Annotated in this window: 25 protein-coding genes; 13 read left to right on the forward strand and 12 right to left on the reverse strand. The window is 63.9% G+C overall.

Annotation, left to right across the window (positions count from 1 at the left end; genetic code table 11):
- The first annotated feature begins 1 nt into the window (after position 1).
- The 4 genes from QXZ85_RS28635 to QXZ85_RS28650 all read left to right on the forward strand — a co-directional run bounded on the left by QXZ85_RS28635 (position 2) and on the right by QXZ85_RS28650 (position 4,025).
- Positions 2 to 1,216 carry a beta-ketoacyl-[acyl-carrier-protein] synthase family protein gene (locus QXZ85_RS28635; protein WP_315703666.1) on the forward strand — a complete coding sequence of 405 codons (1,215 nt, stop codon included), beginning with the start codon at positions 2 to 4 and terminating at the stop codon, positions 1,214 to 1,216.
- A gap of 16 nt (positions 1,217 to 1,232) precedes the next feature.
- The gene (locus QXZ85_RS28640; RefSeq protein WP_315743426.1) at positions 1,233 to 2,072 is read left to right on the forward strand and encodes a MaoC family dehydratase; all 840 of its coding nucleotides are present in this window, start codon (positions 1,233 to 1,235) and stop codon (positions 2,070 to 2,072) included.
- Positions 2,073 to 2,084: 12 nt separating this feature from the next.
- Positions 2,085 to 2,879, forward strand: a complete 795-nt coding sequence (locus QXZ85_RS28645) for an SDR family NAD(P)-dependent oxidoreductase (RefSeq protein WP_315703664.1) — start codon at positions 2,085 to 2,087, stop codon at positions 2,877 to 2,879.
- A 162-nt stretch (positions 2,880 to 3,041) separates the two neighbouring features.
- Positions 3,042 to 4,025 carry a glycosyltransferase family 21 protein gene (locus QXZ85_RS28650; protein WP_409977504.1) on the forward strand — a complete coding sequence of 328 codons (984 nt, stop codon included), beginning with the start codon at positions 3,042 to 3,044 and terminating at the stop codon, positions 4,023 to 4,025.
- Here QXZ85_RS28650 and QXZ85_RS28655 read toward each other — a convergent pair whose 3' ends face one another.
- From QXZ85_RS28655 to QXZ85_RS28670, 4 genes are all read right to left on the reverse strand, one after another.
- On the reverse strand, positions 4,026 to 5,663 hold the full coding sequence (locus tag QXZ85_RS28655) for a B12-binding domain-containing radical SAM protein (protein ID WP_315703662.1): 1,638 nt from the start codon (positions 5,661 to 5,663) through the stop codon (positions 4,026 to 4,028).
- Between the two features lie 33 nt (positions 5,664 to 5,696).
- Positions 5,697 to 6,914, reverse strand: a complete 1,218-nt coding sequence (locus QXZ85_RS28660) for a radical SAM protein (RefSeq protein WP_315768896.1) — start codon at positions 6,912 to 6,914, stop codon at positions 5,697 to 5,699.
- 76 nt (positions 6,915 to 6,990) lie between these two features.
- Positions 6,991 to 8,172, reverse strand: a complete 1,182-nt coding sequence (locus QXZ85_RS28665; RefSeq protein WP_315729193.1) for a pyridoxal phosphate-dependent aminotransferase family protein — start codon at positions 8,170 to 8,172, stop codon at positions 6,991 to 6,993.
- Between the two features lie 69 nt (positions 8,173 to 8,241).
- On the reverse strand, positions 8,242 to 9,495 hold the full coding sequence (locus QXZ85_RS28670; RefSeq protein WP_315703659.1) for an LptF/LptG family permease: 1,254 nt from the start codon (positions 9,493 to 9,495) through the stop codon (positions 8,242 to 8,244).
- Between the two features lie 308 nt (positions 9,496 to 9,803).
- On the opposite strand from QXZ85_RS28670, the gene QXZ85_RS28675 reads away from it, so the two are divergent.
- On the forward strand, positions 9,804 to 10,946 hold the full coding sequence (locus QXZ85_RS28675) for a glycosyltransferase (RefSeq protein ID WP_315743422.1): 1,143 nt from the start codon (positions 9,804 to 9,806) through the stop codon (positions 10,944 to 10,946).
- Positions 10,943 to 12,076 (forward strand): glycosyltransferase, encoded by a 1,134-nt coding sequence (locus tag QXZ85_RS28680; protein WP_315730909.1) that lies wholly within the window; start codon positions 10,943 to 10,945, stop codon positions 12,074 to 12,076. The genes QXZ85_RS28675 and QXZ85_RS28680 overlap by 4 nt, the downstream gene beginning before the upstream one ends.
- Here the strand turns inward: QXZ85_RS28680 and QXZ85_RS28685 are convergent.
- The gene (locus tag QXZ85_RS28685) at positions 12,021 to 13,103 is read right to left on the reverse strand and encodes a glycosyltransferase family protein (RefSeq protein WP_316175371.1); all 1,083 of its coding nucleotides are present in this window, start codon (positions 13,101 to 13,103) and stop codon (positions 12,021 to 12,023) included. The genes QXZ85_RS28680 and QXZ85_RS28685 overlap by 56 nt on opposite strands.
- A gap of 211 nt (positions 13,104 to 13,314) precedes the next feature.
- Between QXZ85_RS28685 and QXZ85_RS28690 the strand changes: the two genes are divergently transcribed.
- A complete protein-coding gene (locus tag QXZ85_RS28690; RefSeq protein ID WP_315703655.1) occupies positions 13,315 to 14,277 on the forward strand; it encodes a UDP-glucuronic acid decarboxylase family protein in 963 nt (320 codons plus the stop codon).
- A gap of 636 nt (positions 14,278 to 14,913) precedes the next feature.
- On the opposite strand, the gene QXZ85_RS28695 is transcribed toward QXZ85_RS28690, so the two are convergent.
- On the reverse strand, positions 14,914 to 15,615 hold the full coding sequence (locus QXZ85_RS28695) for a YafY family protein (RefSeq protein WP_315703654.1): 702 nt from the start codon (positions 15,613 to 15,615) through the stop codon (positions 14,914 to 14,916).
- Positions 15,616 to 15,688: 73 nt separating this feature from the next.
- Here QXZ85_RS28695 and QXZ85_RS28700 point away from each other — a divergent pair, with 73 nt between their 5' ends.
- The gene (locus QXZ85_RS28700) at positions 15,689 to 16,057 is read left to right on the forward strand and encodes a VOC family protein (protein ID WP_315704268.1); all 369 of its coding nucleotides are present in this window, start codon (positions 15,689 to 15,691) and stop codon (positions 16,055 to 16,057) included.
- Positions 16,058 to 16,325: 268 nt separating this feature from the next.
- On the opposite strand, the gene QXZ85_RS28705 is transcribed toward QXZ85_RS28700, so the two are convergent.
- Entirely contained in the window at positions 16,326 to 17,258 is a 933-nt protein-coding gene (locus QXZ85_RS28705) for a hypothetical protein (protein WP_315703653.1), read from the reverse strand.
- A gap of 533 nt (positions 17,259 to 17,791) precedes the next feature.
- Here QXZ85_RS28705 and QXZ85_RS33880 point away from each other — a divergent pair.
- Together QXZ85_RS33880 and QXZ85_RS28710 are read left to right on the forward strand one after the other, a co-directional pair.
- Entirely contained in the window at positions 17,792 to 17,959 is a 168-nt protein-coding gene (locus QXZ85_RS33880) for a type II toxin-antitoxin system RelE/ParE family toxin (RefSeq protein ID WP_409977512.1), read from the forward strand.
- Positions 17,960 to 17,967: 8 nt separating this feature from the next.
- Positions 17,968 to 18,477 carry a hypothetical protein gene (locus QXZ85_RS28710; RefSeq protein WP_315729189.1) on the forward strand — a complete coding sequence of 170 codons (510 nt, stop codon included), beginning with the start codon at positions 17,968 to 17,970 and terminating at the stop codon, positions 18,475 to 18,477.
- A 70-nt stretch (positions 18,478 to 18,547) separates the two neighbouring features.
- Here the strand turns inward: QXZ85_RS28710 and QXZ85_RS28715 are convergent, their stop codons facing one another.
- The 4 genes from QXZ85_RS28715 to QXZ85_RS28730 form a co-directional block, all read right to left on the reverse strand.
- Entirely contained in the window at positions 18,548 to 18,709 is a 162-nt protein-coding gene (locus QXZ85_RS28715; protein WP_315703651.1) for a hypothetical protein, read from the reverse strand.
- 609 nt (positions 18,710 to 19,318) lie between these two features.
- A complete protein-coding gene (gene tcuB / locus QXZ85_RS28720) occupies positions 19,319 to 20,521 on the reverse strand; it encodes a tricarballylate utilization 4Fe-4S protein TcuB (protein ID WP_315729188.1) in 1,203 nt (400 codons plus the stop codon).
- Positions 20,505 to 21,944, reverse strand: a complete 1,440-nt coding sequence (gene tcuA / locus QXZ85_RS28725) for an FAD-dependent tricarballylate dehydrogenase TcuA (protein WP_315703649.1) — start codon at positions 21,942 to 21,944, stop codon at positions 20,505 to 20,507. The genes tcuB and tcuA overlap by 17 nt, the downstream gene beginning before the upstream one ends.
- Complete coding sequence (locus QXZ85_RS28730) at positions 21,944 to 22,564, reverse strand: hypothetical protein (RefSeq protein ID WP_315743417.1); 621 nt, start codon at positions 22,562 to 22,564, stop codon at positions 21,944 to 21,946. The genes tcuA and QXZ85_RS28730 overlap by 1 nt, the downstream gene beginning before the upstream one ends.
- 41 nt (positions 22,565 to 22,605) lie before the next feature.
- Here QXZ85_RS28730 and QXZ85_RS28735 point away from each other — a divergent pair, with 41 nt between their 5' ends.
- Genes QXZ85_RS28735 through QXZ85_RS28745 form a run of 3 tightly spaced genes read left to right on the forward strand, consistent with a single transcriptional unit; the run spans position 22,606 to position 24,816 of the window.
- Positions 22,606 to 23,973, forward strand: a complete 1,368-nt coding sequence (locus QXZ85_RS28735) for a S41 family peptidase (RefSeq protein ID WP_316228794.1) — start codon at positions 22,606 to 22,608, stop codon at positions 23,971 to 23,973.
- A 32-nt stretch (positions 23,974 to 24,005) separates the two neighbouring features.
- Positions 24,006 to 24,221 (forward strand): DUF2945 domain-containing protein, encoded by a 216-nt coding sequence (locus QXZ85_RS28740; protein ID WP_315729185.1) that lies wholly within the window; start codon positions 24,006 to 24,008, stop codon positions 24,219 to 24,221.
- A gap of 13 nt (positions 24,222 to 24,234) precedes the next feature.
- Positions 24,235 to 24,816, forward strand: a complete 582-nt coding sequence (locus tag QXZ85_RS28745; RefSeq protein WP_315703645.1) for a DUF488 domain-containing protein — start codon at positions 24,235 to 24,237, stop codon at positions 24,814 to 24,816.
- A 199-nt stretch (positions 24,817 to 25,015) separates the two neighbouring features.
- Here the strand turns inward: QXZ85_RS28745 and QXZ85_RS28750 are convergent, their stop codons facing one another.
- The gene (locus tag QXZ85_RS28750; RefSeq protein ID WP_315743415.1) at positions 25,016 to 25,777 is read right to left on the reverse strand and encodes an alpha/beta hydrolase; all 762 of its coding nucleotides are present in this window, start codon (positions 25,775 to 25,777) and stop codon (positions 25,016 to 25,018) included.
- Between the last annotated feature and the right edge of the window lie 33 nt (positions 25,778 to 25,810).

The following is a 25,810-nucleotide window of genomic DNA, read 5'->3' on the forward strand; positions in this document are numbered from 1 at the left end:
CGTGTCGCGCCCTCGCGTCGTCGTCACTGGCATGGGCGCGGCTTGCGCGACCGGCAAGGGCATTGACGCCCTCTGGCGGGCAGCCCGCGACGGACAGAGCGCCGTGCGACCGCTCGAATTCGAGCGCCCGGGCTCGAACCAGATCAAGCTCGCAGCGCAGATCAAATCCTTCGCCCCGGAGAGCTATGTCGAGGCCAAGGTTCTGCCGTTCTGCGACCGATACGCGCAGCTTGCCATCGTCGCTGCGGACGAAGCCCTGTCCCAGGCTGGCCTTGCGCGCGAGGAGCGCCAGGGTCCGACGACCGCCGTGATTCTCGGAACCGGCGTCGGCGGCATCACCACCATCGACGAGCAGTGCTACAGCGCCTACGCGACGAAGTCCCGTCTCAATCCGCTGGCCATTCCGCGCATCATGAGCAGCGCCGCCACCTCGCACCTGAGCATACGCTACGGCTGCACCGGCCCGACCTTCACCATCACAAGCGCCTGCGCCTCATCGGCCCAGGCGATCGGAATAGGTACCTCGCTGGTCCGGTCCGGCGCGGTGGAGCGGGCGATCGTTGGCGGCAGCGAATCGTCGATGACCGCGCTGAATATCCGCACCTGGGAATTGCTGCGAGTGCTGACCCCGGATGCCTGTCGGCCCTTCTCCACGGGCCGCAACGGCATGGTGCTCGGCGAGGGCGCCGCCATCATGGTGATCGAAAAACTCGAGACCGCGCGCCGACGCAACGTCGAACCGCTGGCCGAGATCGTCGGCTATGGCACGTCGAGCGATGCTTTCGACATCGTTCGTCCCGACCCCAATGGCGCTCGGTCCGCGATGGAACAGGCCATCGCCGACGCCGGGCTGACGCCCGGCGATATCGACTATGTCAACGCCCATGGCACCGGCACCGTCGCCAACGATATCGCCGAGGCCGAGGCGCTGCAGCGCGTGTTCAGCGAACGGCTGCCACGCCTCGCAGTGTCGTCCACAAAGCCGATCCACGGCCACGCACTGGGCGCCGGCGGGGCGATCGAGCTGGCGATCACCATCATGGCGATGCGCGACAACGTTGCGCCGCCGACCATCAACTGGCTTGGTGCCGATGCGAAATGCGGCATCGACCCGGTCGCCAACGCGGCGCGCGCGATGCCGATCCGCGTCGCCATCTCGAACTCCTTCGCCTTCGGAGGCGTCAACGCATGCCTCGCCGTCGCGCGGGCGGATTGACCCTGAGGGATCTGATGTGAGCGGGCCGGGCAGCGCGCAGGACCAGATCAGCATCGGTCCGATTGCGGTCCGCACGGACACGGCGGACGTCGCTGCCTTCGTGTCCGCGCTGGGGCTGCGGCGCGGCTTCGGCCCCGTACCGTTTGCCTTTCCGATCCGCTGGCTCAGCCTTCCCGCAATCCGACCAACCGTGATCGGCAGGCTCGGGCTCACCGATGAAATCGTCGTGCAGCAATCGCAGACCTTCACCTATCATGAAGGCCTCGGCGCCGATCGCGACTACGGCTTCGCAGTCGAAGCCCGTCGCGAGCGGACCCCAACGGACCGGACGCTCTTGCGCGGGACCGTGTGCGATTCCGAAGGGAGAATCGTCACAACGCTCGACACGCTGTTGCGCACGTTTCGTCCCGACGCAGCACGCGACGCAGCACTCCGTTCGCGCCCGATGCCGGACTCGAGCTTTCCGGTGATCGAGACCGGGCCGATCGACATCGCGCAGACCGAGAGCTATGCGGCGGCATCGCTCGACGACAATCCGCTCCACAGCGATCCCGCGACGGCTCGCGCCGCAGGTCTCGACGGCCTGATTATCCACGGCATGCTGGCGATGGGGCAGATCGAAGGCGCGCTCCGCGACTGGATACCGGCACTGCGGATCAATCGCATCCATGGCAATTTCCTGTTGCCCGTTCCAGTTGGCAGCCGCCTGCTCTTCTCTGGCCGTGTTGTCAAGCGAATGCCATCGGACGTGCCGGGTAGCGGTCGCGCCGAGCAGTTGATCCTGCGCGTCATCGTCTCGACCGATGCGGGGTACGCAGCATGCGTCGCTGAAATCGCGGCGCGCCACGACGGCTGAGGATCGCACATCATGTCCGCCCCCCGCTCGATCGTCATCACCGGAGCCAGCAGCGGCATCGGCCGCGCGCTCGCGATGAGCTATGCCGCGCCAGGCATTCACATGGCGCTGTCCGGCCGGGACGAGGGCCGCCTGGAAGAAACGGCAGCACTGTGCCGGGCCAAAGGCGCAGCCGTCTCGACCGCGTCGATCGATGTCCGGGATCGCAATCGAATGGCGGGATGGATCCGCGCCATCGACGACGCCGCCCCGATCGGGCTTGCGATCGCCGGCGCCGGGGTCGCCGCTGGGCTCGGCATCGGCCGGCTGCGGGAAGATCCGGCCGTCGTGCGCAACGTGATCGCAATCAACCTGATCGGCGCCATCAACACCATCGATCCCCTGGCGGAGCGGATGTGCATGCGCGGGCGCGGGACGATCGCCGTCATCGGGTCGATCGGCGCCTTGCGCGGCCTGCCCTCCTGTCCGGCATACAGCGCCAGCAAGGCCGGCCTTCACGCCTATGCCGAGTCGCTTCGTCCTACTCTTGCCGCCCAGGGCGTCACCATCAGCACCATTGCGCCTGGATTCGTCGACACGGCACTCAACCGCGACACCGTCTGTCCGAAGCCCCTCATCATGAGCGCCGACCGTGCGGCCGCCATCATACGGCGGCGGCTGGAGCGCGGCGATGCGGTCATCGCATTCCCCCGCCTGCTGGCCTTCGGTCTGCATTTGACCCGCCTGTTGCCGCGGCGCTTGACCGACCTTGCGTTCGCCGCAGTCCATGTCGACGTGCCCGAGCGCACCGAACTCTACAACGAGTGACAGGCGCCGGCGATGGACGCGCTCTCGATGCTCCCAGTCGCCGCAGCTGCATGGTGGGCGATCTCCTGCGCTCTTCGCATCACGACCATCTCTGCCGCATTGGCGCACCCTCGCTTACGGCGCAAATTGGCTACGCGACATGATCGACCACCGGTCTCGATCGTGATCCCAATCCGCCGGCTGGAATTCGACGCCGAAGCGGCCTTCGCATCCGCCTTCGCGCAAGTCTATCCGCAAAGCGAGGTTCTGGTCTCGGCCGCGGAAGACCGCTCGCCGATGATCGAGATCGCCCGGCAGGTCGCTGCGCAATTCCCGGCGGTCGGCGCGCGGATCCTGACCGGAAACGAGCGCATCACTCCGAACCCGAAAGTCAGCAATCTCGCGCCGGCGATCGCAGCGGCGCAGCACGACCTGATCCTGATCAAGGATTCGAACATTCTCCTGAGCCCCGACCAACTCGCCGATCTGATGACGAACCTGACCGCCGGCGTCGGCCTCGTCTGCGCGATCCCAGTTGCCGTCGCCCCGACCGGATTCGCCGCCGAACTCGAGCGGGCATTCCTCAATGGGCAGGCCGCTCCGCTGACGCTGGCACTGTCCGTCGCCGGCGCAGACGTCGGCTTCGGCAAGGTCATGCTGTTCGACCGCCGAGATCTGGCGCGGGCGGGCGGCATCGGATTGATGGCTTCGGCCTTCGGCGACGATCACGCGCTGTCGCAAGGGCTGGCACGCCTCGGCTTGCGAACGGTGTTCGCCGCCAAGGAGATCCATCAGCCGATCGGCCGGCGGCCGTTCAGCGAAGTCTGGGACCGCCACCAGCGCTGGATGGTCATTCGTCGAATCCAGGCGCCGCTGGCCTTCTGCGCCGAACCGCTGGTCAGCGGCGCTTTCACGGCCCTGTGCGGTGCCGTGGGCGCTACAGCCTTCGGAATGCCATGGTGGCTGATGGCGGGCGCGACCCTGCTCGGCTGGGTCTTGCTCGACGTCATCTTCTTCGCGGCTAAAGGCTGGGGCTGGTCCTGGATGTCCCCACTCTCTGGATTGTGCCGGGAAGTCCTCATTCCCGTAATGTGGCTGAAGGCGCTGGTCGACCGCCGCGTGACCTGGGCCGGACTGCCGTTCGACGTTCCCGCCAAGACCACCTGATCAGAGGCCCGATCGGACCGGCGCCTGACCGATCGCCGCCGGCGGTTCATGCCGCCGCGCAAGGCCGGCATCGATTGATCCGATCTGCCGGTTCAGGCTTGCGATCACCTCTTTGGAGAACGGCCCGACATGGAGGTAGAGCAGAAATAGCGAGACCACCTGTTTGAGCGCCCTCGGATTGCGGATTGCGCATTCGGCGATGGTCGCAAGGAATCCGCCCAGGAGTTCCGGCCGCCGCGCGGCCAGGAACCAGAGCAGGCGTATGACCGTCGCCGCATCGTTCAAAACCACCCGCCAGGGCACCGAGGCATTGATGCGAGCCGGGACCAGCAGGCGGGCGACCGCCCGGATCCGCCCGAAGAAGGCCGCAGGCCGATTGACCCGTTCCAATATCGAGCGGTAGTCGCCCAACACGTCGCGCCGCGCCCGGGCGGTTCGGAAATTGAGGCCCTCGGTGCATTGATCGCCGCCATCGGCGCTGCTGACGAAGCTGAAATCGACCTCAGGGTTCAGCCGCCCCTCGCGTTCGAGTCGTCGCGAGAGCTGGGTCTGCGGCAGCGCGGTCAGCAGGCCGACCATACAGATCGGCAGCCCGGCCGTTTCGATGCAGGAGACCATCTCGTCGGCGATCCGCTCGCGTTCGTCGTCGAACCCAACCACGAAACCTGCGGTCACGAACATTCCGGCACGGTAGACCTTGTGGATGCAGTCGGCGAGATTGCGCCGCGTATTCTGCTTCTTCTGGGCGGACAGCAGCGCGTCCTCGTTGGGGCTTTCGATCCCAATGAAGACCGCCCCGAAATTGGCGTCGCGCATCAGGTGCAGCAGGACATCGTCGTCGGCGAGGTTGATCGAGGCCTGCGTGCTGAACGTGAAGGGATAGCCGTGCGCTTTTTGCCAGGCGCATAGATGCGGCAGAAACTGTTTCACCGCCTTCTTGTTGCCGATCAGATTGTCGTCGACGAAATCGACATGGCCGCGATAACCGAGCCGGTAGAGGCTCTCCAGCTCCCCGAGCAGCTGTTCGACGGTCTTCGCGCGCGGCACCCGTCCGTAGAGCTCGATGATGTCGCAGAACTCGCAGATGAACGGACAACCCCGCGAAAACTGGACGGACAAAGCCAGATAGTGGTCGAGCTTGAGAAGGTCGAAACGCGGGGGCGGGCTCCTGGTCACATCGACGGTGAATTTCTCCGCTTCGAACAACCCGCGGCGCTCGCCCGCATTCCAGGACTCTATGAAAGCGGCCATCGTCGCTTCGACCTCACCCGGCATGCGAAAGTCCGCATGACTGTAGGCATCCGGACTGGAGGTGATGTCCGGCCCGCCGACGACGACCGGCTTGCCGCGGGACTGACCGAGTTCGATCAGGCGCAGCGTATCGGCTCGCTGCGGGATCATGCCGCCCGTCATGACCATGTCGGCCCAGGCGAGATCGGATTCGCCGACCTCCTCCGCATTGCGGTCGATGAGGCGGACCGACCATTCCTTCGGCAGCATCGCCGCGACGGTGATCAGGCCGAGCGGCGGCTCCATGCGCCGCTTGCCCGCGATCCGGCAGGTCGTCGTCAGGCTCCAGAACGACGTCAGATCGAAGCGAGGATAGACGAGGAGGACGTTGCATCGTGTCGCTGCCATGAACTCCCTCCCGCTCCTGCCGACCGCCGCCGCTCAGTACCCCATCAGACCGCAACAGCGGGCGCAGACCGGCATGAGCCCGTCGCGACCGATGCTCGCCCGAAACTGCCTGTATGGCTCGGAATTCCATAATTCCGTGATCGTCGACGTCTTGACGTTGCCGACGACGTAGTCGTGGTAGTCGCGGCACGGCGAGACATCGCCGTTGCTGTTGATCTCGACCGCCTGGAAGATCGCCGCACATTCGTCATAGCCGAAGTGCTCCTGATGGTCGGTGTAATACGTCGTCAGCTTGTCCGAGCCGGAGATCGGCGGAATCAACGCGACCGCGGGCGATGACCAGCCGGACGATCGTTCCATCACCGCCCGTAGCTGATCGTCCAGCGCCTCCGTGCTGCTGGGCTTCCAGCTTCCGACCCAGCCGCGATGGCGGGTCGGATAGAAGCCGAAGCGGCGGAAGAAATCCTTCTCGTGCGCCTCCGCGTTACCTTGGTCGATCCACCAGGACAGATAGAAGACAAAAAGATCGACCTTGTCCCGAAAGGCATCGTAGATGTCGACCAGATGCTTGCAGTTGGCCTGCGAAATCACGGTCAAGGCGGCGATGAAGGGCAGCCCGCGGCCATGCTTCGCCCGTGCCTCGGCGACCGCATCCAGCCCGCGGCAAAGCTCGTGGAAATTGTCGCCGCCGCCCCCCGCGGCCGGTCGCAGCGCATTGTGCAGGTCAGCGCGATGACCGTCGACCGACACCTGCAACAGGAAGAGCGGCGCCTTGGCCAGCCGTTCGGCGGAGGCAGCCACCCGCGTACCGTTGGTCGCGATGCTCACCGGCAGCCCGAGTTCGGTAGCCCCCTCGATCAGGTCGAGGATGCCGTCATAGAGCATCGGCTCGCCGCCCCAGAAATAGACCAGCGGACCATGACCATGGTCGACGAGGTCGTGCAGCAACTCGAGATAGCGATCGGTCGGGATCTCGCGCTCCTTCAGATTCCGGAGGCTGGAGTTGAGCAGATAGCCATTGTCGCCCCACTGGCCGCAGGTATGGCAGCGCAGATTGCAGCGGTCGGTCAGACGGAAGCTCGCCTGACGAATCCTACCGGCCTCGCCTTCCGTACGACTGATCCGGAACTTGCTGAAAATCCGCTTGTCAGCTTCCATCTGGATCAGCTTGGTTGCGATCCATGGATGCGGAAGGACTCGTCGCGCGTAGCGCGCCGCAGTTAGTATCCCCAGGCTGCTCGTCTTTGCCATGACTTCCCGACCGTCATCGTCCCATCAAGCCCGATCCGAAGCCGCGACGCCGTGCGGCGCCAGCATCGTCTTCCAATCAGGCCAGCTTCACCAACTTCGACACCTCGGCCACGGCGTTGACCGCCGCCCGGATCTGGTCCGGCGTGTGGGCAGCGGAGACGCTGAAGCGCAACACCACGTCTCCGTCGGGTGTCGCTGGCGGCACCAGCAGATTGACGTAGATGCCGCGGTCGAGCAGCGCCTTCCAGAATTCATAGCCGGCGGCCAACCCGGGCATCCGGATGCTCCCCACGGGGCCGGGGTCCGCGCAAGGCCGGACGCCGATCCTGGCGAGGCCGTCATGCATGGCTCGCGCGTTGCGCCAGAGGTCGTCTCGCAATTTCGGTTCCGCGCCGATCAGGTGAAGCGCCCGCCGCGCCGCCGCCACGATCGGAGGTGGGAGCGATGCGGTGTAGAGATACGGCCTGCTCATGAAGCGCAGCGCGCGCAACGCGCTCGAATCGCTCACGGCATAACCGCCGATTCCGCCAAGGCTCTTGCTGAAGGTGCCTACGATTACGTCGACATTGGCTTCGACGCCGAGATGTTCGGCGATGCCGCGGCCGTAGCGCCCGTAGATGCCGAGCGAATGGGCCTCGTCGACGATGACCACCGCTCCATGGCGCCGCGCGACGGTCGTCAGGCCCTTGAGCTCGCCAAGGTCGCCTCGAACGCTGTAGAGCCCCTCGCAGATCACCAACGTCTGCGGTCCGGGAACGTTGCTGCGTGCAAATCGGCTATCGAGATCGCTGCGGTCATTGTGAGCGAAGCTCTCCACCTGGGCGCCACTCAATCGACAGGCATCGAATATGCTGGCGTGGCAATGGGCATCGACGAAGATCATGTCGCCCTTGCGGGCGAGCGCCGAAATCACGCCCAGATTGGCCATGAATCCCGTGCTGAAAATCACCGCGTCGCGCCGACCATAGAGGGTCGCGATGTCCTCCTCGAGCATCACGTGGAGACGGTGATTGCCTGCAGCGACCCGAGAAGCCGTGGAGCCCGTCCCGTAATGTCGCGCTGCCTCGACCGAAGCCTCGATGCACGCCGGATTGAAGTTGAGCCCAAGATAGCTGTTGGTACCGAACATCAAGGTTCGGCGGCCTGCGACCACAGCGGTGACGGTGTCCACGACATCATCGACGACAATGCTCAGCGGGTTGGTTCGCGAATCGGCCAACCTCTCCAGCGAGTTGCCGAGGCGATCTGCACGCGCCAATATTCCGTTTCCACCGTTATCCATAAGCCGATCCGTCTAAGTAATCCGATGAGTCATCCGAACTAACCGTCAAGGACATGGCGGCGCGATCGCGTTCGACAATTCATCGTGCGGTCCATTGACGAGAGCGGCGGCGCCCCCGTCCCACAAAGCTAGTCCGGCGTGCAGTGCCGGCACGCCGGTCATTCCGAGCCGCATCGAAACGGCAGGCGCGGCGGACGGTGCGGCCATCGCCCCGCCGCGGCGCCTGAGGGCGAGGATGAGTGCCAGCGCCAGCTCGGCCAGAAGGAGCCCGCCGACCGCCCATGTCGTCCGCAAGTCCACCAGCGTCTGCTCGATGGTGAGCACCATGAAGAAATGCAGCGCCCCGATCGCGGCGCAGACGAGCCAGGCACGCGGCCCTCGGCGATCGCCGAGGCTGCGCCAGACGGGAAGCAGTTCGAGGCCGAGCCAGGTATGGAGGAGTGCGAGAAGCGGGATTCCCAGGCGGTTGAGAGCCTCATGAATCCATTCGCGCGCCGTCCCCGGATCGGCCATGGCCTTGGAGCGGCCGTCGAGGAAGTCCTGCAGGGGCACTTCGTCGATGATCGTATAGTCACGCTTGACCCCTCCAAAGCCATATTCGTTCAGCGGGACGAATATGCGAGTATAGGCGACGCTCCTGACCTCGGACCGTCCGCTCCGCAAGCTCTGAACGGTCCCGTCGAGCAGCACTATGCCGCTTTCGTCCCCTTGCCTTTCGAACACCGCGTAACGCGCTTTGTAGACCCGCTCCTCGTCGTCGGACATCGCCTGCCGGACGAAGACATCGGCCAGCTCGTTGCCCTTGATGTAGTTCCTGAAATAGAAGACTTGGCGACCATGATCGAACTGATTGAAAACGCCAACCTTGAGCAGCGCCGGGTTTACCCCGCGCCGCAGCGAGAACAGCACGTCGTGGAGGTGCCCTGAGGTTAGCGGAACGACCCAACAGGTCAGCAAATAGCCAAGCACCACCGCGGCGAATGCGACGGCAAAGCCGGGCAACCGCGCAGCGAAGGTCGAGCGACCGCTCGAATAGATCACAATCAAGATCCCATCTGCGGCAAACCTGCCGTAGGACCAGACGATCGCGATCGCAACCAACGCCGGGAGGACATGGAAGAGGATCATCGGCCCGGTGCTGGCGAGCGCGGGCCACACCAAGCTGGTATAAAGCGCGTCTTCGCCCAGATGGCTGATCAGAGAGATCAGGATCACCGGTCCGACGACAACCGCGACGGCGACTACCGAAGCGAGCAAAATCTGCCGTGTCAGATATCTGTCAATGACCCCAACTACCACGCTTCGCCCCTGGCAGCAGTTCCACTCGGGAGGACGGTCCTTCCTAGGAATCGTTCTCACCACAGTCCCCGAAGCCGTAATGCCGGCAGCCGCCCCTTACCGCCAACACTCGACATACGAAAACTATACTATCTTGGCGAGCATGTCCTGAAAACGCCCCCGGCCATCCACATTTCGCGACGCTCTTGCGGGCCACGGCCGAATACGGTCAAGGTTCGCAGCAATGACCGTTTCGGACAATGCCGTGTGGATGCCCTGACCGGCCGACGCGGTACTATCGTCACGAAGCGTAGACTCACTGAGCCGCAATGCAGAAGCTCATCAATCTCGCGATTTTCATCGACGATCTTGGGGTCGGCGGGACCCAGAACTGGCTGACTCTTCTGGTGCCGGCACTGGCCGCGCGCGGTTTCGCGGTGCGCGTCTACGGCATGCGTGCGATTGCGCATCCCGAAATCCTTGAACGTCTGGCGCCTTACGCCGAAGTTCAAATCATCGGCGAAGGCCGCCTGTGGGCAGGACCCGGACTGCTGCGCCTGACGCAGGAACTCCGGACCTGGCCGGCCCAGGTCGTGCAGACGGCGCTGCCGACCTCCGACATGATCGGCCGCTCGCTGGCATGGCTGACGGGGGTACCGGCGATCTTTTCCACCATCCGCGGCCGGAACGTCGACAAGCCAAGCTGGCAGAGGTGGCTTGATCGCCGCACCGCACATCTGGCCAGGGCGGTCGTCTTCAATGACCGCGAGGCGGTGCCGTTTGCGATCCGCCACGAGGGCATACGCGCAGGCCAGGTCGTCTACATTCCCAACGGCGTTTCGATCACGACGGCGCGCCGGCCACCCGGCGACGTGCGCAGGGAACTGCAGACATCCCCGGAAGCGACCGTGCTCGCGACCGTCGCCCGCCTCCATCCGTCCAAGGGACAACAATATCTGTTGCGCGCCTTCCGTCTCGTTCGCGAGCGCTACCCCGGCGCGGTTCTGTGGCTCGTCGGCGACGGCGAGTGTCGAGCGGCGTTGGAGCGCGAAGCTGGCGAACTTGGTATAACGGCGTCCGTCCGCTTCGCGGGCACCCGGCGCGATGTGCGCGACATCCTCGCCGCCGTCGATCTCTTCGCGCTTCCCTCGTTGTGGGAAGGCATGCCCAATGCGCTGATGGAAGCCATGGCCGCGAGCCGACCGGTGGTCGCTTCCGACGTCGACGCCATCCGCGAACTGGTGATCCACGGCAAGACCGGTTGGATGGTCAGGCCGGGCGACGCCGACGCTCTTGCACGCTGCATGATGGATATCCTGGCGGATCCCGCCCGGGCAGCCGACATCGGCCAGGCAGGCTTGCGGCACGTTCGCAAGCATTTCTCACTGGATGGCATGGCGGATGCCTACGCGACATTGTATCGCAACGGCCTGAAGGACGCGGCACTACGCGTGGGAGCCCCGTTGCGATGAAGATCGTTCATATCCTCGATAATCTCGATCGCGGCGGAGCTCAAACCATGCTGCGGAGCGTGGTGGCCGGCCTCACGGCGCGCGGCCACATCCAGCACATCATTTGCCTCAACGAGATATTCAACGAAGAGGTCGTTGCTGCCATGCGCGCCGCCGGAGCCAGCGTCGAGATCGTCGGGCGGCCGCGCCTGTACGGCCTGATCGGCCTTTGGCACCTCGCCGCGGAATTGCGGCGGCGCCGGCCGGATCTCGTCCATACCGAACTCCCGTGGGGCGATCTGATCGGACGCACCGCCGCCCGCGTCGCCGGCATCGCCCCGATCGTCTCGACCGTGACCGCCCGCTACGCGGACAAGCCACGGCTGCAATTGTGGTTCGATCGCAAGACCGCGGCCTGGGCCGACCGCGTAGCCTTCCAGAGCGCCGAAATCGTCCCCTTCTCGCTCGCGCATGAAGGTGTCCGGCGCGACCAGGTTCAGGTCATTCCGAACGGGGTCGATGCGGACGACCGTGACCGTTCCGTTGCAGCATCCGCCCTGCGCCGGGACCATGGCGGCGGCGCCGCCACCATCCTCGGCATGGTCGCACGGTTGCACCCACAGAAGGCCCACCCCGATCTCCTCGAAGCGTTCGCAAAGCTGGCTGGTTCGGACATTCGCCTCTGGCTGGTCGGCGACGGACCTGATCGCGCGCAACTCACGGAGCAGGCGCGCGCGCTCGGCATCGCCGATCGCGTGGTCTTCGCCGGTGACCGCGGCGACGTTCGCGACTGGATCGCCGCGATGGATATCTTCGTTCATCCGACTTATTTCGAGGGCCTGCCGCTCGCAGTCCTCGAGGCCATGGCCATGGGCAAACCGGTCATTACCTCGCCGGTCGACGGGCTTCGCAGCCTGATCACCTCCGGCGTCGACGGCTGGCTGGTGCCGCCCGGCAATCCCGACGCGCTCGCCGAGATCATCGGCCATGTCGTCGCCCATCCCGAGGAACGGGCCCGCGTTGCCGCGAGGGGCGCGAGCCGCGCGTTGTCGCAATACGGCTCGGATCGCGTGGTCGAAGCCTATGAAACGCTGTTCAAGTCCGTGCTCGAGGCCCGGAGCGCGGGGAGCGGCGCCAACGGCCGTCGATGAACGCATCGATCGCGGCAAAGGCCGCATCGTTGCCGCAGAAATCTCCGCAACCGATCCGATCGCGGTAGCTCTCCAGCCGCACCTCGAATTCGCGCAGAGTCCGCGACGAGAAAGTCGCCAGATCGGCACGCATGCCGTAACCGAGCCGCTCCAAATAGTACGCGTTGAGAAACTGCTCGAAGGCGCCGCGGACCGGAATCGACAACGCCGGCTTGCCGAGATGCAGCGCCTCGGAGATGAGCGTATGGCCGCCGCCGCAGACAACGAAGGCGCAGGATGCCAGATCATCGAGAAACGATTGCTCGTCGAATGCCTTGAAGACGACGCGCCCCAGGCTGCAGCGCTCGCCCAGGCCGTAGACACGGACCGGCCGGCCAAGCGCGGCGAGATGCTCGACGAAGGCCGGGAACGTCGGATAGCCCTGATAGGCGACGACGTGGTCACCCGCCGTCGGCCGGCGCGCAACGACGTCGCGCCGCAGCAGCGGCGGCAGTTGTCGAAGCCAGGGGCTCGTCGCCCGCGCGGGAACGTCGAAGAAATTGCAGACGAGGTACTGGTCCGCCGAACTGAACAGAAGCCGGACCGCCGCCGCCGTCGCTAGCCGGCTTGACATTTGGGCCAGAGGGCATGCGATCCGTCCCATGGTGATGACATGCTGGTTGTCGAGCGACAGGCAGGCCACTCCCATCCTGCGCGCCACCCTCGGCACGAAAAACTCGTAGTCAGTCATGGCAACGTCCGGGGCGAAGGCCTCGGCCGCCTGCTCGACCCGGCGGCGCCAGTGCGCGCCATTGCTGAGTGTCGCTGCGGTACGCAGCAACGCCGCCGGAGCATCGACCCGATGCGAGCCCACGGGCGTGACCGGATTGGGACACTCGAACACCCGGAATTGGCCCCCGAGCAGGCGCGCCGCTTCTCCGTGACAGACGAACAGGAAGTCGTGCTGGGAATAATGCTGCGCCAAGGTCAAGGCGCGGATCGCGTGGCCCCGGCCGGTCCCGTGCACGCCATAGAGAATGCGCGCCATGGAATCAGACCCGCGCGCCGGCAGGCGGATGAAACGGCGGCCAGCATCGCGAAAGATAATTCACCATCGGCCGGTTCATTCCTTGTGCCGACGATCCGCAGGACCGTCGCCTTGCCCTTCGACTCATCTTATGGTTGTTATTGGGTACAGAACATTCTAACGAGTAAGGATCGTGTCGAGAAGAGCGTCCGGGCGCATTAGCGAGAACAGTTTGGTCACGGGCGGCGCCGGCTTCATCGGTTCGCATCTGTGCGAGCGACTGATTTCTGACGGTCACCAGGTCGTCTGCGTCGACAATTTCTTCACCGGCACACGCCGCAATATCGAGCCCCTTCTCGACGATAGGAATTTCGAGCTGCTTCGGCACGACGTGACGTTTCCTCTCTATGTCGAGGTCGACAGCATCTACAACCTCGCCTGCCCGGCCTCGCCGGTCCATTACCAGCACGATCCCGTGCAGACGACCAAGACCAGCGTTCACGGCGCCATCAACATGCTAGGGCTGGCGAAACGGCTCAAGGCCATGATCCTTCAGGCGTCGACCTCGGAAGTCTACGGCGACCCGGAGAAGCACCCACAGACGGAGGACTACTGGGGCAACGTCAATCCGATCGGTCCGCGGTCCTGTTACGACGAAGGTAAGCGCTGCGCCGAGACGCTGTTCTTCGATTATTGGCGCCAGCATCGCTTACAGATCAAGGTGGCCAGAATCTTCAATACCTACGGGCCTCGCATGCACCCCCACGACGGGCGCGTCGTCTCGAACTTCATCGTCCAGGCGCTGCTCGGCAAGCCGATCACCCTGTATGGCAACGGATCGCAGACGCGTTCGTTCTGCTATGTCGACGACATGGTCGATGCGCTCGTCCGCCTCGCCGCGACATCGGACGATGTGACCGGACCGCTCAATCTCGGCAATCCCGCCGAGATCTCGATCCAGGAACTCGCCAGGACCATCATCGAGTTGTGCAATTCGCGGTCTGCTATCGTATGCGGGGAGCGACCGGTAGATGATCCATGTCGGCGACGGCCCGACATAACGCGCGCCGAAGCTGTCCTGTCATGGCAGCCAAGGATTGGCCTTACCGAAGGCCTGACCAGGACGATCGCCTATTTCGACCGGCTCCTCTCCGAGGATGCTGTCCGCAGATCCCTGCTGGACGATCCGAATTGAGGTGACTGGCCTCGGTGTGGACCGGTCGACGGAATCTCGCTCGCCGGCGTCTGATGCCTGCGCGAGAATCGGCAAGACGACCTGTTGCTGCGTCTCCGGCTCTATGGTCGCCGCAGTCCGACATCGACGGGCCTCTCGTTGCGATCGAGCTTCATCTTGCAATGCCATGGCCATTGCGCTGCAGTTGCAACATGATCGGCCAGCCCCTTTTACAAATTGGGCATGCCGTACCGCAACGACGATTGCATCGGCGGGGTTCTCGATGACCTTCGCCGACTGGACGACCTTGATCGATGGCGCATGATGGATGCCGGCCGCGAGGACATATCCATAGACATCCGCTACTGACCTCCGCGGCGCCATCTTCGTTTGTGGAATGACAAATCCGCCTTTGGTCGACGCGTTCAAAGGTCGGACTGCTAGCTTGGATGCCAAACCGCCATTGGCCGTCTCGCCCTCGTAGAAGACGATTTGCTGAGACTTCACACCTGCCCCGTTGAGTTAGACCAGATCAGAACCTTCCCAGTTCTTCACGGGCGATTACTTTCGGCGATCAGGATCTTGCAATGAGCATCGCGGCGCGCCTGCTCTTTCTTTTGATGTGGAGTAGCGGCGCGATCTTCGTGCCCTGCATTCTCAGGGGTCTGGCACGTAGTCCGCATCGATTTGCGTTTCGCGCCATTCTCGAAGCATGATCGCACCGCGCTTTGGATAGCGCTCTGCAAGATTCTTGAGAGCCATTATTCTGTCTGTCCGAAAATGCCGGAAGTCTGCTCGTTTCTCGCACCAGCCGACCAGGATCCGAACCTTTTGGAAATAACCCAAAGCGAAAGGCCATATAGTTCTGTCGGACTGGTTTCCTGCCGCGTCAACATAGGCTATTTGGAGCTTCTGTTCATTGCGGATCGCTGTCCGCACGATCTTGAGCTCGATCGCTTCGACATCTTCGATCGTTCTTGGCCCGACGAGAAGGGCCGAACTCTCCAGTTCATCCTTCAAACTCTCCGGAAGTACCTCCGTGATCTTTGCCAAGGCATTTGATGCGGCTTTTGTTATCGGTTCATCGGCAAACTTGGCCACCCAAGAAAATCCAAGCATCAGGGCTTCCAGTTCCTCCTGCGAAAACATCAGCGGCGGCAACATGAAGCCCGGTCGAAGGATATAGCCGACGCCCGGCTCGCCTTCGATGTTCGCTCCTTGTGCCTGTAGGGATGCGATATCCCGATAAAGCGTACGAATGCTGATGCCGAGGTCTTGGGCTAATCGTGCTCCGCTCACCGGGCGGCTGTGTCGCCGGAGCACTTGTAGGAGAGACAGCAATCGTTCGGATCTGGCCATGACGCATGCTGCCAGTTTTTGGCACCGGCGTCGCATATATTCGTCCTGCAACATCGCAGCAGGACAACTTTCGATGGCAACTCCGAACCTCATCCTTCTCTACGTTGAAGACCCGGCACGCAGCCGTGCGTTCTATGAAAAGCTGCTGGGTAGAGCGCCTGCAGCATCATTTCCGACCTATGTCGCCTTCGAGTTTACCAATGGCCTATATCTTGGCCTCTGGTCCACGAAGGCGGCGAACTTCGTATCGTCCGGAACGGGCCATCGCTCTGAACTTGCATTCATGGTGGACGATGACGCTGCGGTAGACCGTCTATACGCCGCTTGGCGCGACGCTGGCGTATCCATCGAGCAGGAACCGAGCGTGGCGGTTTTCGGACGCACATTCGTTGCGGTCGATCCCGATGGGCATCGTCTGCGCGTCTGCACGCCCGACGACTAGGATCGGGTAGGCAAAGGAATGAGAGTTACGTTGACAGTGCACTTAACTTCGGTGCATGCGGACGCGCGACGACGGCCGCCTATCCCCCGCAACGGCTTCGATTGCCGTTGCTTCACGCTTTCTTCTCGCACGCCAACGCTATGTCTCCGGCATAACGAGAGCTGAAAATATCGAAAAGGCAGTCGAACAGCTTCCTCCGCGTGAGCTCGCGCGGTTACGCCCGTGGCTCCAGCCGGTTCGTCCAATCAACCTGTGGCGGACCCTTCCCTCATTGGATGTTGAATCGCGCGCCCGGGCATTCGTTGGTGACGGTCGTTCCGACGAGCTGCGCGGCGACCGACGTCGGCTTCGGGATCGCGACGATCATCCAACGCCCTTTCTTGTTCAGCCAGAACCGACCCGTCGTCGTGGCGATGCGACGCTCGGTGTATTTTTTCGTCGCGATCAAGGGCACCTTGGACTTCGGCATGGGGACTTCCTTCCAGGGGTCGAACGAATAGAAGTCCAGGAAGAAAAAGTGCCATTCGATTTTTTGGAATTCATGGTGCGAGACGACGACCTTGACCATCGAGCTTCCCGTAAGCCATGCCGCGCCCATCGGGTCGGGTTCGACCTGCAGGCATTTTGTGTGTAGCGGCTCCTGGACATAGAGAAAATTCGTTCTCTGACTTTGCGAAAGCATCGCCGAGGTCACTGGCTGCCCCACATTTGCATCGCCGGCCGGCCCCGAACAGATCGGCACTGTGGGCGGGCCTTGTCCGGTCCATGGGTTGTTGCTGCAATAGATGTAACGCGACCATGACGACCAACCGGTGGACGCCGTTTCCTCCGCCTTGCCCGTCTCGCGGTCCCAAATGCCGGTGAACTTGACCGTCTTGCTCGGCGGGCAAGCCGTCTGAGGAGGCCCGGTCCACCAATGGGTGGTTTCGAACTCATAGATCGATTGCTTCGGGTACGGGTACATGACCACCTTGGCGCTGGTCAGCGCGTGGTGCGCCGAACACCCTTCCCCCTTCGTATCGAGCCAGCAGAAGATCGGAAAGGTTTCGCTCGGCCAGCAGCCCGCGCGCGCCGAGGACGACCCCAGAAGAGCGATCACGACAGCCAACCCAAAGAGACAAGCACGCACTGGCGTTCTCCCGCATGCATCTTCCAGTTGAGATTGCCCCGCTTCCTCGCCGCGACCTTTGATCGAGATCAACCACATTGATCCCATCGACCACGGGCGAGCTGCGGACGTTCGCTCCACCTTGCGAGCCCGTGGCAGTCAGTGTGCTAAGGTCGGCGGTCGGCCGGCCGCCGTCCTCATCCTGCGCCATTTCGCCCAGGTGAAGTACGACCCGCGCCAGACAATCCGGAGCCGGCAAGCAAGCCTGGATTGCTTCGTCGCCTGCGCTCCTCGCAATGACAGACCACCGGCATCGCGCCGGTTGGGAGATGCCGGTCCGCACCGCAGACGCGGCCGTCCAACTGATTTGCGCCGGGGATTGCGGGTGACAGTGCACTTTATCAGTAGGACCGCCGGACCCGGCCCGCATTGCGAGCTCCATCCCACGATCAAACGCAAGCGGCGACACCGCGCTTGCATGCCTTCGCCAAATTCCGTACGCGATGAAGGTCGTCTATACCGACGAAGCCCTCAACGACCTCGCCGCAATCGCCGATTGGCTCATGCTCCACCATCCGACCGTCGCGCTGGCTGTCGAGCGGCGCATCTGACGTGTCGTTGCCCACATTGCACGCTGGCCCACGAGCGCAAGGCGGCTCCCGGCCCGCCCCGATGTTCGCGTTATTCCGCTTGGACGCTCCCCTTACGAAATCTTCTATCGCGCGACCGACGACACGATCGAGATACTTCATATCCATCATGCCGCACGGCAGCCTTGGGACCCGAAGCCATAGAGCGCAGCATGAACTTGGACCATTGGACCAGAGGCTATACGCAGGCCGAACTCGACGATGCGCAGGCGAAATTCGGCCTGGTCTTCCCACCCGATCTCGTCGCGCTATTGAGAGAGCGCCGACCGGTGCGCGGCCATGACTGGGCCGACGAAGCCGCCATTCGCAGCATGCTGGAGTGGCCCCTCGAGGGGCTGCTCTTCGATATCGAGCATAACGCGCTATGGTGGTCCGAATGGGGAGAGAGGCCTGACCACCCGGAGGCACGCGCCGAAGTGCTCCGCTCCGTTCTCTCGCGCGCGCCCAAGCTGATCCCCTTGCTCAGCCACCGCTATCTTCCGGAGCAGCCACACGAGTCCGGCAATCCCGTGTTCTCTGTCTACCAGGCCGACGTGATTCATTACGGCGCGAACCTGGAGGACTATTTCGAGCGGGAGTTCAACGGCTGGGGACATCGGCCGTGGCCGGATCAGATCAGGTACGTTCCGTTCTGGTCCGATCTCGTCGAGCGCAACTGTTAGCGAGCTGCGTAGCCCGGGTGAGCATTAGCAACATCGGGGGTCTCACGCGTTTTCCCGGATATCGCTTCGCTCATCCGAGCTTCTTGCCAATGGCCGTCAACGCAGTTTGCGCCGCCGATTGAAACCGACAAAGCTTGCGCCCAACAGTCATTTTCGGCAGCCTTTTCAAGCTGATTTGGCCTGTCCAGTCCCTCGCGCAAAAATATCCTTCTTTCGCTTTTTCGGAAATCATGATCTTATCCGCTCGTCCCGCCTCGGCACGAGGGGCGTATCGCGATCGTCACGACACGCGGGGTGGGATGCGGTGGGCGGATCGGGTTGCAGCGTGATCATTCATGCCGACGAACAACCTGATGCGCACGGCGAAATCGTGTGGTCCTGGCATCCCGGTGCTGATGCCCAGCGCAACGCGCTTAGTGCGTTGCGCTGACGTGACGAGGCTTCGCCTCGCGCGGACGGGGGCAAGAAAGCCGGTCCCCGGGGAGAGCGCGTATAAGCGTTAAAACCATCGCGCAGGGAAGGCCGGTTGTAGGCCGTACCTGTGGTGACTGCCGCCTGCTTTTCTTCTGCAGGCGGGCCATGGGTGCTGGCCTTGCATCCGGCCTTCCCTGCGCCCTCGATTTCGAGAGCGTGAAGCTACCCGTGCATCTCTCGGGCACCTCGTGCCGCGAGAACGTATCATCATATCTGCTGTCGGGAGATCTGCGGTTTGACAGTGTGGAACGAGTCGAAGCCGCTCCGTCGGCAAAGGACGGGAGGCCCGTGTTGGGCAGCGAAGGCCAGGCGCAGCGAGGCTGCACGCTCCGCGTCGATCGATCCGCGCCGCCGGATGGTCGCGGCCCTACTCTCCGCCGACGCCAATCCGGTTCGGCAGCCGCTTCTCCAGCGCATATTTGAAGAGCGCGACCGTACGGAATACCGCATGCGCAAACTTGCCATAGGGCAAGGTCAGGAACAGCGCCATCACGGTGCCGAGATGGATCGCAAGCCACAGCGCCATGAACCGGGTGTCGCGGAGCACGAGCAGAGCAAGCCCGGTGAGGCTGACGATGAAGAGCAGCGCGATGAAGCCGCGGTCCATCGGCCGCTGCGCGGCATCGCCCCGCTCGGGACTACGGTGCAGGTTGAGCCAGAGCAGGCCCGCAGGGCCGACCAACAGGCCGATGCCTCCGACCGTGCCGAGCATCACGGGAAGGCTGAGCCAGGGATATGGCGCCTCATAGGCCAGGACGTAGTGGTCAAGCGTCGCCACGCTGGTGGCGGCGAAGCACAACAGGAAGCCGTACATCGTCAGTTGGTGAAACCAGCGCCGCGACAGCGTGAAGCGATCGTCGTCCTCGTTGCAGCCCTCGCCATGGCCACCGCCGAGATAGCGCAGCCGGGCAACGTCGCTTGCCGCTTCCACCGCGGCCGGACCGCGCGCCTTGGCCAGCTCGGCCGCCCCCGGCGGGATCGCTTCGCGCGCCGGCGAGATGTCGCGCCAGAACCTGACGACGCCGACCGCGAAAGCCACCATGGCGAACACGAACACGGCGCCGAACAGGCTCGCCAGAAGATTGTGCGGGAAGATCGCATAGAAATTCCCGCCGAGCGGCTTGTCGGTCAGCCCGCCGGCGATGGCGGTCGCGAGCACGAGAAACAACGCAAGCCCGCCGGCCAGCGCGAGCGCAAGCGTCAGGCCTTGACGCTGATAGAGCTGTCCGAAGCTGGAAGGCCACGCATAGTGCCGATATGTCCGCCCCCTCACCTTCGCCATTGCCTTGGGCACGTTGACGACGAATTCGTGCGGCGGCGCATATTGGCAGGCGTAGAGGCACGCCCCGCAATTGTGGCAGAGATTGGCGAGGTAATGCGTGTCGGCCCCCGTGAACTCGAGCCGGCGCGTCATCGCCGGAAACACGGCGCAGAAGCCCTCGCAATAGCGGCAGGCGTTGCAGATCTGCATGACCCGCGCGATCTCCTGCTCGTCCTTGCCGAGTAACGCGCTCAGGTCCGGCATGGTGGAGCCGGCCGCGGCCGCGATCGTCTCAGTGAGCGGCGGCATAGGCCAGCTCCTCCTTGAACTCGGGATGATGGAATCCGGCGCTCGCGGCGGCATTGACGCCGGCGATGCGGCCGAACGCGGTGCCGATGCTCATGCCGACCCCCGCGGTGTAGCCCTTGCCCAGCACATTGCCGGCCATCATCTCGCCGGCCGCAAACAGGTTGGCGCTTGGCACGCCGGCAAAACGCACGGCGGCGCTCTCGTCGGTCTTCATCCCGAGATAGGTGAAGGTGATGCCGGGCTTCAGCGGATAGGCGAAGAACGGCGCCGCATCGATCGGCTGGGCCCAATGGGTCTTCGGCGGGGTCAGCCCCTCGGTGCGGCAGTCATCGAGCACGGTGTGATCGAAGCTGCCGGGGCGGCAGGCGGCATTGTAGGCGTTCAGGGTTGCGGTGAAGCTCGCGACATCGAGACCGATCTTCTGCGCCAGCTCCTCCAGCGTCTCGGCCCGCGTGCCCGGAAACACCGGCGGCATGAAGCGGCCGACGGCCTTGCGATCGATGATCGACCATGCGGTCTGCCCGGGCTGTTGCGCCACGAGCCGTCCCCAGATGGCGTAGCGCTTGGGCCAGAAATCCTCGCCCTCGTCGTAGAAGCGCTGCGCCTCCCGGTTCACCACGACACCGAGCGAGACGCAGTCGATGCGGGTGCAGATGCCGCCGTCGTAGAGCGGCGCGCGGGCGTCGATCGCGACGCAGTGCGCCTGGGTCGGATCGCCGATCGCGTCGGCACCGGCGTCCAGCATGAACTTCAGCAGCACACCCTGGTTGAAGCGCGTGCCGCGGATCAGGAAATTCTCCGCCGGCCATTCGCCGCGCTCGTTGCGGCCCCAGGCTTCGCGCTGCCATGCGAGATTGGATTCGAAGCCGCCGCAGGCGAGCACGCAAGCTTTGGCGGCGATGCGCTCACCCTGCTCGGTGATCGCGGCGACGAAGCGCCCGTCCTTGAGCTCGAGGCTCTTCACCGGCGTGTCGTAGCGCACGGCAATGCCGAGCCCGGCGGCGCTGCGGTAATACGCATTCACCAGCGCCTTGCCGCCGCCCATGAAGAAGGCGTTGGTGCGCGCCACATGCAGCGCGCCGGAGAGCGGCGGCTGGAAGTGCACGCCGTGACGGCGCATCCAGGGCCGGCAGCGCGAGGAATGCCGGATCACGAGCCGGGCCAGCCGCTCATCCGTCAAGCCGCCAGTGACCTTGAGCAGGTCCTGCCAGTATTCCTCTTCCCTGTAGGCATCGACCAGCACGTCCTGCGGCGCATCGTGCATGCAGCGCAGGTTGCGCACATGCATCGAGTTGCCGCCACGCCAGCTTTGCGGCGCGGATTCCAGCAGCAGCACCGAGGCGCCCGCCTCGCGCGCCATCAGCGCCGCGCACAGCGCGGCATTGCCGCCGCCAATGACGAGAACGTCCGGCTCTCCTGCCATCAGATGTTTGCTCCCGCAGCCGTTGGTCCGGCGAACCGGCCGAAGGAAAGTGCCGGCCCCAATGTGATCGTGAGCCCTGGATAGGCGCCTTCCATGACCAAGGCCATATCGTTGCTGCAAGCGAACCAGCCCGGGAGCCGCGAGCCATGCGCACAGAGCGGTGCTTCGATCGGTGCGATGCAAGGGCCGGTGTTTTGACCGGCACCGCCCAGCGAGCGCTGCCAGACGTTGCCGCCGCGCGCGGCTTGGCTGTTGAATTCGGACACGGTCTCGACAAAAGCGGTTTCGGGAATATCGATCATGCGTGCCAGACTGGTCGCACGATCAGCGCGCTTCGGATAGCCGGATGCGATATCCTGCACATCCGAGCGCGAGAACGGCTTAACCTTGCCCCACCCGCATTTCCACAAAAAGCGACGATCGCAGATCAGCCACGCGGGAATCGCAACCTCGGCATGGGCAAGCTGAGCGTGGCCGAATTCATGACTGTATCCCGCCACTGCCCCCCGATGCGACCCCGGCCGGAGCGCTCGCGACGAGCTAACGCAATTTTGCGTGGCTTTAGCTTCCTGACTGAAACAAAGTTCCCGTTCGGTCGTTCCTGTAAACCTTCCCGCCAAACCAACGCCGCGACGAGCGTAGCCTTGAGGGTAGCACCATCATGATCAAATCCCGATTGCTGATCGCCGGTCTCATTGCAGGCGCAAGCGCGATCGCAGTCCCCCTCGTCACCGCCGTCGCTGTCCAGGACACCGGGCTCGCGCCTCAGGATCTCGCCGTGCTCGCCGGCGTGATCCAACTCGTCCGCCAGGATTACGTTCATCCCGTGGGCTCGGACGAACTGGTCAAGGACGCGCTCAAGGGGATGCTCCGTCGCCTCGACCCGCATTCCGATTACATGGACGAACAGGAGTTCAAGGATTCCAAGGCCGACATGGCCGGGAAATTCGGCGGGCTTGGCATGCAGATTTCGCAGCAGGAGGGCGTGGTGAAGATCATCGCGCCGATCGATGGGACCCCGGCCGCGCGCGCCAAGCTCGAACCGGGCGATGCCATCGTCATGGTCGACCACACCAGCACGCAAGGGGTCAGCCTGCAGAAGGTGGTCGACGAATTGCGCGGCGATCCCGGCTCGAAGGTGACGGTCACCATCCTCCGCGGCAAGCAGGAGCCGTTCGACGTCACGCTGACGCGGGAGATCATCAAGGTCGCATCGGTCAAGTCTGAGCTCGAGCCCGGCGGCATCGGCTATATCAGGATCACCCAGTTCGGCGGCGACACGGCCGATGGCTTCAAGAAGGCGATCACGGATTTCAAGCAGGGCCCTGACGGCGGCGTGAAGGGCCTCGTGATCGATCTGCGCAACGACCCCGGCGGACTTTTGTCCGCGGCCGTCGACGTCGCCGGCGATCTGCTCGACGGCGGACCGGTGGTGAGCATTCATGGCCGACAGGCAGACGATCAGCAGAGCTTCGCTGCCCCTGCGCATGGTGACATGTTGCCCGGCGTTCCCGTCGTGGTCCTGATCAATGGCGCCTCGGCGTCGGCCTCGGAGATCGTCGCCGGCGCCCTGCAGGACCGGCACCGCGCCACCATCATGGGAACGCAAAGCTTCGGCAAAGGCTCGGTACAGACCATTGTCCCCCTGAAAGGACACGGCGCGGTACGGCTGACGACCGCGCTCTACTACACGCCCTCGGGCCGCTCCATTCAGGATGACGGCATCGCCCCTAACGTCGTGGTCGAAGCGCCCAAGGACCAGCAGATCGGCGGCGGCCCCCTGCTGCGCGAAGCCGCGCTGCAGGGCGCGTTCAAGAATCCGGGACCGCTCGGGCCGACGCCCGGCGCGAACACGACGCAGGCCGCACTGTCGCATGAAAAAACCACGTCTTCGGCCCCGATCAAGGCCGACCTGATCGGCAAGCCTGGCGATGCGCAGCTGAAGGCGGCCCTCGCCTATCTGGATGCGAATGCGGGCGAGCAGGCGAAATCGACCGGCGCGCCCCAGACGAGTCCCGACGTCAAGTGACCACCCCTCTTCGGTGCGGCGCGAGGTGATCGATGACAAAGTTTGCGAAGGGTGATCACGTCTCCTGGAACTCGGAGGCCGGCCATGTCACCGGCCGCATCATCGCGGTTCACGTGCGCGACTTCGACTACAAGGGGCACCGCCATCACGCCTCCAAGGCGTCGCCACAATACGAGATCAAGAGCGACAAGAGCGACCACATCGCGGCGCACAAGGAGAGCGCATTGACGAAGCTGAGCGGCAAATAAGACCGCGGTTCGGATGGGTGAAGCAGCGCACCGTTCCGAGAACACGCCGCCGCCCAGCGCTCCTCCCGTCTTCACCATCGGCCATTCCACCCGCTCCATTGCCGAGTTCGTCACCTTGCTGCGGGCCGGCCGCGTTCAGCTCGTCGTCGATATCAGGCGCATCCCGCGCTCGCGGACCAACCCGCAGTACAATGCCGATGTGCTGCCTGCCGCGCTTGCGCACTATCAGATCAACCACACGCGCATTGCCGAGCTCGGCGGCCTGCGCAAGGCGAGCGGCATCGCGCCGGAGACCAACGGCTTCTGGACCAACCAAAGCTTCCATCATTATGCGGACTACGCCCTCACGGACGACTTTCGGCGCGGCTTCGATCGTCTTCTGCAAGTGTCAGCCGAGCAGCGCACGGCCATCATGTGCGCGGAGGCCGTGTGGTGGCGCTGTCATCGGCGCATCGTGGCCGACTATCTGATCAATGCCGGTCGCACCGTCTACCATTTGATGGACACCGATCAGGTACAGGCAGCGACCTTGTCGCAAGGCGCCGTGCGCGCCGGAGACGCGTTGATCTATCCGGCGTCGGCGGACCGGGCGTAGAATGGGTTGAGCATCGCAATCCCGCCGACCACGACGTCAGACTTGGTGGGTATGGCTCCGCTCAACTCGGTCCATGGCTGCTGGGATAAATCGGGCTGCCAGCATCCGTCATAGCGAGCCGAGCGAAGCAGTCCCCGCGAATGGCCAAGGCATATTCAAGATTGCGACCAATCGGCCCACCTTCCTGAATAATGCGGCGCTAGACTGCGGCCCCGGCTATCTCCGAGATGAATCGTCCGCAGCGCTCGACGATCAGATCCTTGTCGTTGTCCAGAGTCGCCACATGGTAGGAGTTGTCGAGCCAGAGCAGGCGCACATCGCTTGAACTCACCTCCTGCGCGATTCGCTTGCCATTCGTCGACGGCACGATGTGATCCTCTTTGGAATGAATCGCGAGCGTGGGACAGGTGACCTTGCGCAGCAAGCTTTCGGTTGCCGCAATCAGGACGTGGACCTGCCGGAGGCAGGCGACCGGTACCTCCTGATAAGCGAGCTCTTTGACGCCTGCAGCCTTGATGTCCGAGCCGATGCCCGGGACACGCTTCGGCGCTGCGCCGTCCGATATGAGTTCGGCCATTGCGCCGTCAAAGATTCCGACCGCGCCGTTAATCGGGATGGCGCCGGCCACGATGTTCGGAAATCGCGCGGCAAGATTGAGGGTAATCGTGCCCCCCATGGAGAGGCCGGTAACGAATACTCTTTTGCCCTGACCTGCCAGTTCATGAAGAGCCTGCTCCGCCGACGCCAGCCAATCGAGATAGCCGGTCGTCTCCATATCGTCCGGCGAGGTGCCGTGGCCCTTCAGGCGCGGGCCGCTCACGGTAAAGCCGAAGCGTCGGTGGAGCTCTTCGCCGAGATACCGCATGCTTTGCGTCGATCCAGTGAAACCGTGGAGCACGAGGACCGCGGGTCCCTTGCCCTGCATGAAGAACGGTTCGGCTCCAGCCATCACCTCAGTCATGTCATCTCTCTCCTGTTGTCATCCTGCGGCCGC

Origin of the sequence: Bradyrhizobium sp. SZCCHNGR1005, assembly GCF_032489995.1 — a bacterium.
In the GTDB taxonomy this organism is placed as follows: domain Bacteria; phylum Pseudomonadota; class Alphaproteobacteria; order Rhizobiales; family Xanthobacteraceae; genus Bradyrhizobium.

Excerpts from the sequence above, each read along its gene's own strand:
- QXZ85_RS28740 (WP_315729185.1), top strand. The coding sequence starts at position 24,006 with ATGACAAAGTTTGCGAAGGGTGATCACGTCTCCTGGAACTCGGAGGCC.
- QXZ85_RS28715 (WP_315703651.1), bottom strand. The coding sequence starts at position 18,709 with ATGATTTCCGAAAAAGCGAAAGAAGGATATTTTTGCGCGAGGGACTGG.
- QXZ85_RS28680 (WP_315730909.1), top strand. The coding sequence starts at position 10,943 with ATGAAGATCGTTCATATCCTCGATAATCTCGATCGCGGCGGAGCTCAA.
- QXZ85_RS28645 (WP_315703664.1), top strand. The coding sequence starts at position 2,085 with ATGTCCGCCCCCCGCTCGATCGTCATCACCGGAGCCAGCAGCGGCATC.
- QXZ85_RS28655 (WP_315703662.1), bottom strand. The coding sequence starts at position 5,663 with ATGGCAGCGACACGATGCAACGTCCTCCTCGTCTATCCTCGCTTCGAT.
- QXZ85_RS28685 (WP_316175371.1), bottom strand. The coding sequence starts at position 13,103 with ATGGCGCGCATTCTCTATGGCGTGCACGGGACCGGCCGGGGCCACGCG.
- QXZ85_RS28710 (WP_315729189.1), top strand. The coding sequence starts at position 17,968 with ATGAACTTGGACCATTGGACCAGAGGCTATACGCAGGCCGAACTCGAC.
- tcuB (WP_315729188.1), bottom strand. The coding sequence starts at position 20,521 with ATGCCGCCGCTCACTGAGACGATCGCGGCCGCGGCCGGCTCCACCATG.
- QXZ85_RS28745 (WP_315703645.1), top strand. The coding sequence starts at position 24,235 with ATGGGTGAAGCAGCGCACCGTTCCGAGAACACGCCGCCGCCCAGCGCT.
- QXZ85_RS28695 (WP_315703654.1), bottom strand. The coding sequence starts at position 15,615 with ATGGCCAGATCCGAACGATTGCTGTCTCTCCTACAAGTGCTCCGGCGA.
- QXZ85_RS28750 (WP_315743415.1), bottom strand. The coding sequence starts at position 25,777 with ATGACTGAGGTGATGGCTGGAGCCGAACCGTTCTTCATGCAGGGCAAG.
- QXZ85_RS28700 (WP_315704268.1), top strand. The coding sequence starts at position 15,689 with ATGGCAACTCCGAACCTCATCCTTCTCTACGTTGAAGACCCGGCACGC.
- QXZ85_RS28735 (WP_316228794.1), top strand. The coding sequence starts at position 22,606 with ATGATCAAATCCCGATTGCTGATCGCCGGTCTCATTGCAGGCGCAAGC.
- QXZ85_RS28660 (WP_315768896.1), bottom strand. The coding sequence starts at position 6,914 with ATGGCAAAGACGAGCAGCCTGGGGATACTAACTGCGGCGCGCTACGCG.
- QXZ85_RS28675 (WP_315743422.1), top strand. The coding sequence starts at position 9,804 with ATGCAGAAGCTCATCAATCTCGCGATTTTCATCGACGATCTTGGGGTC.
- tcuA (WP_315703649.1), bottom strand. The coding sequence starts at position 21,944 with ATGGCAGGAGAGCCGGACGTTCTCGTCATTGGCGGCGGCAATGCCGCG.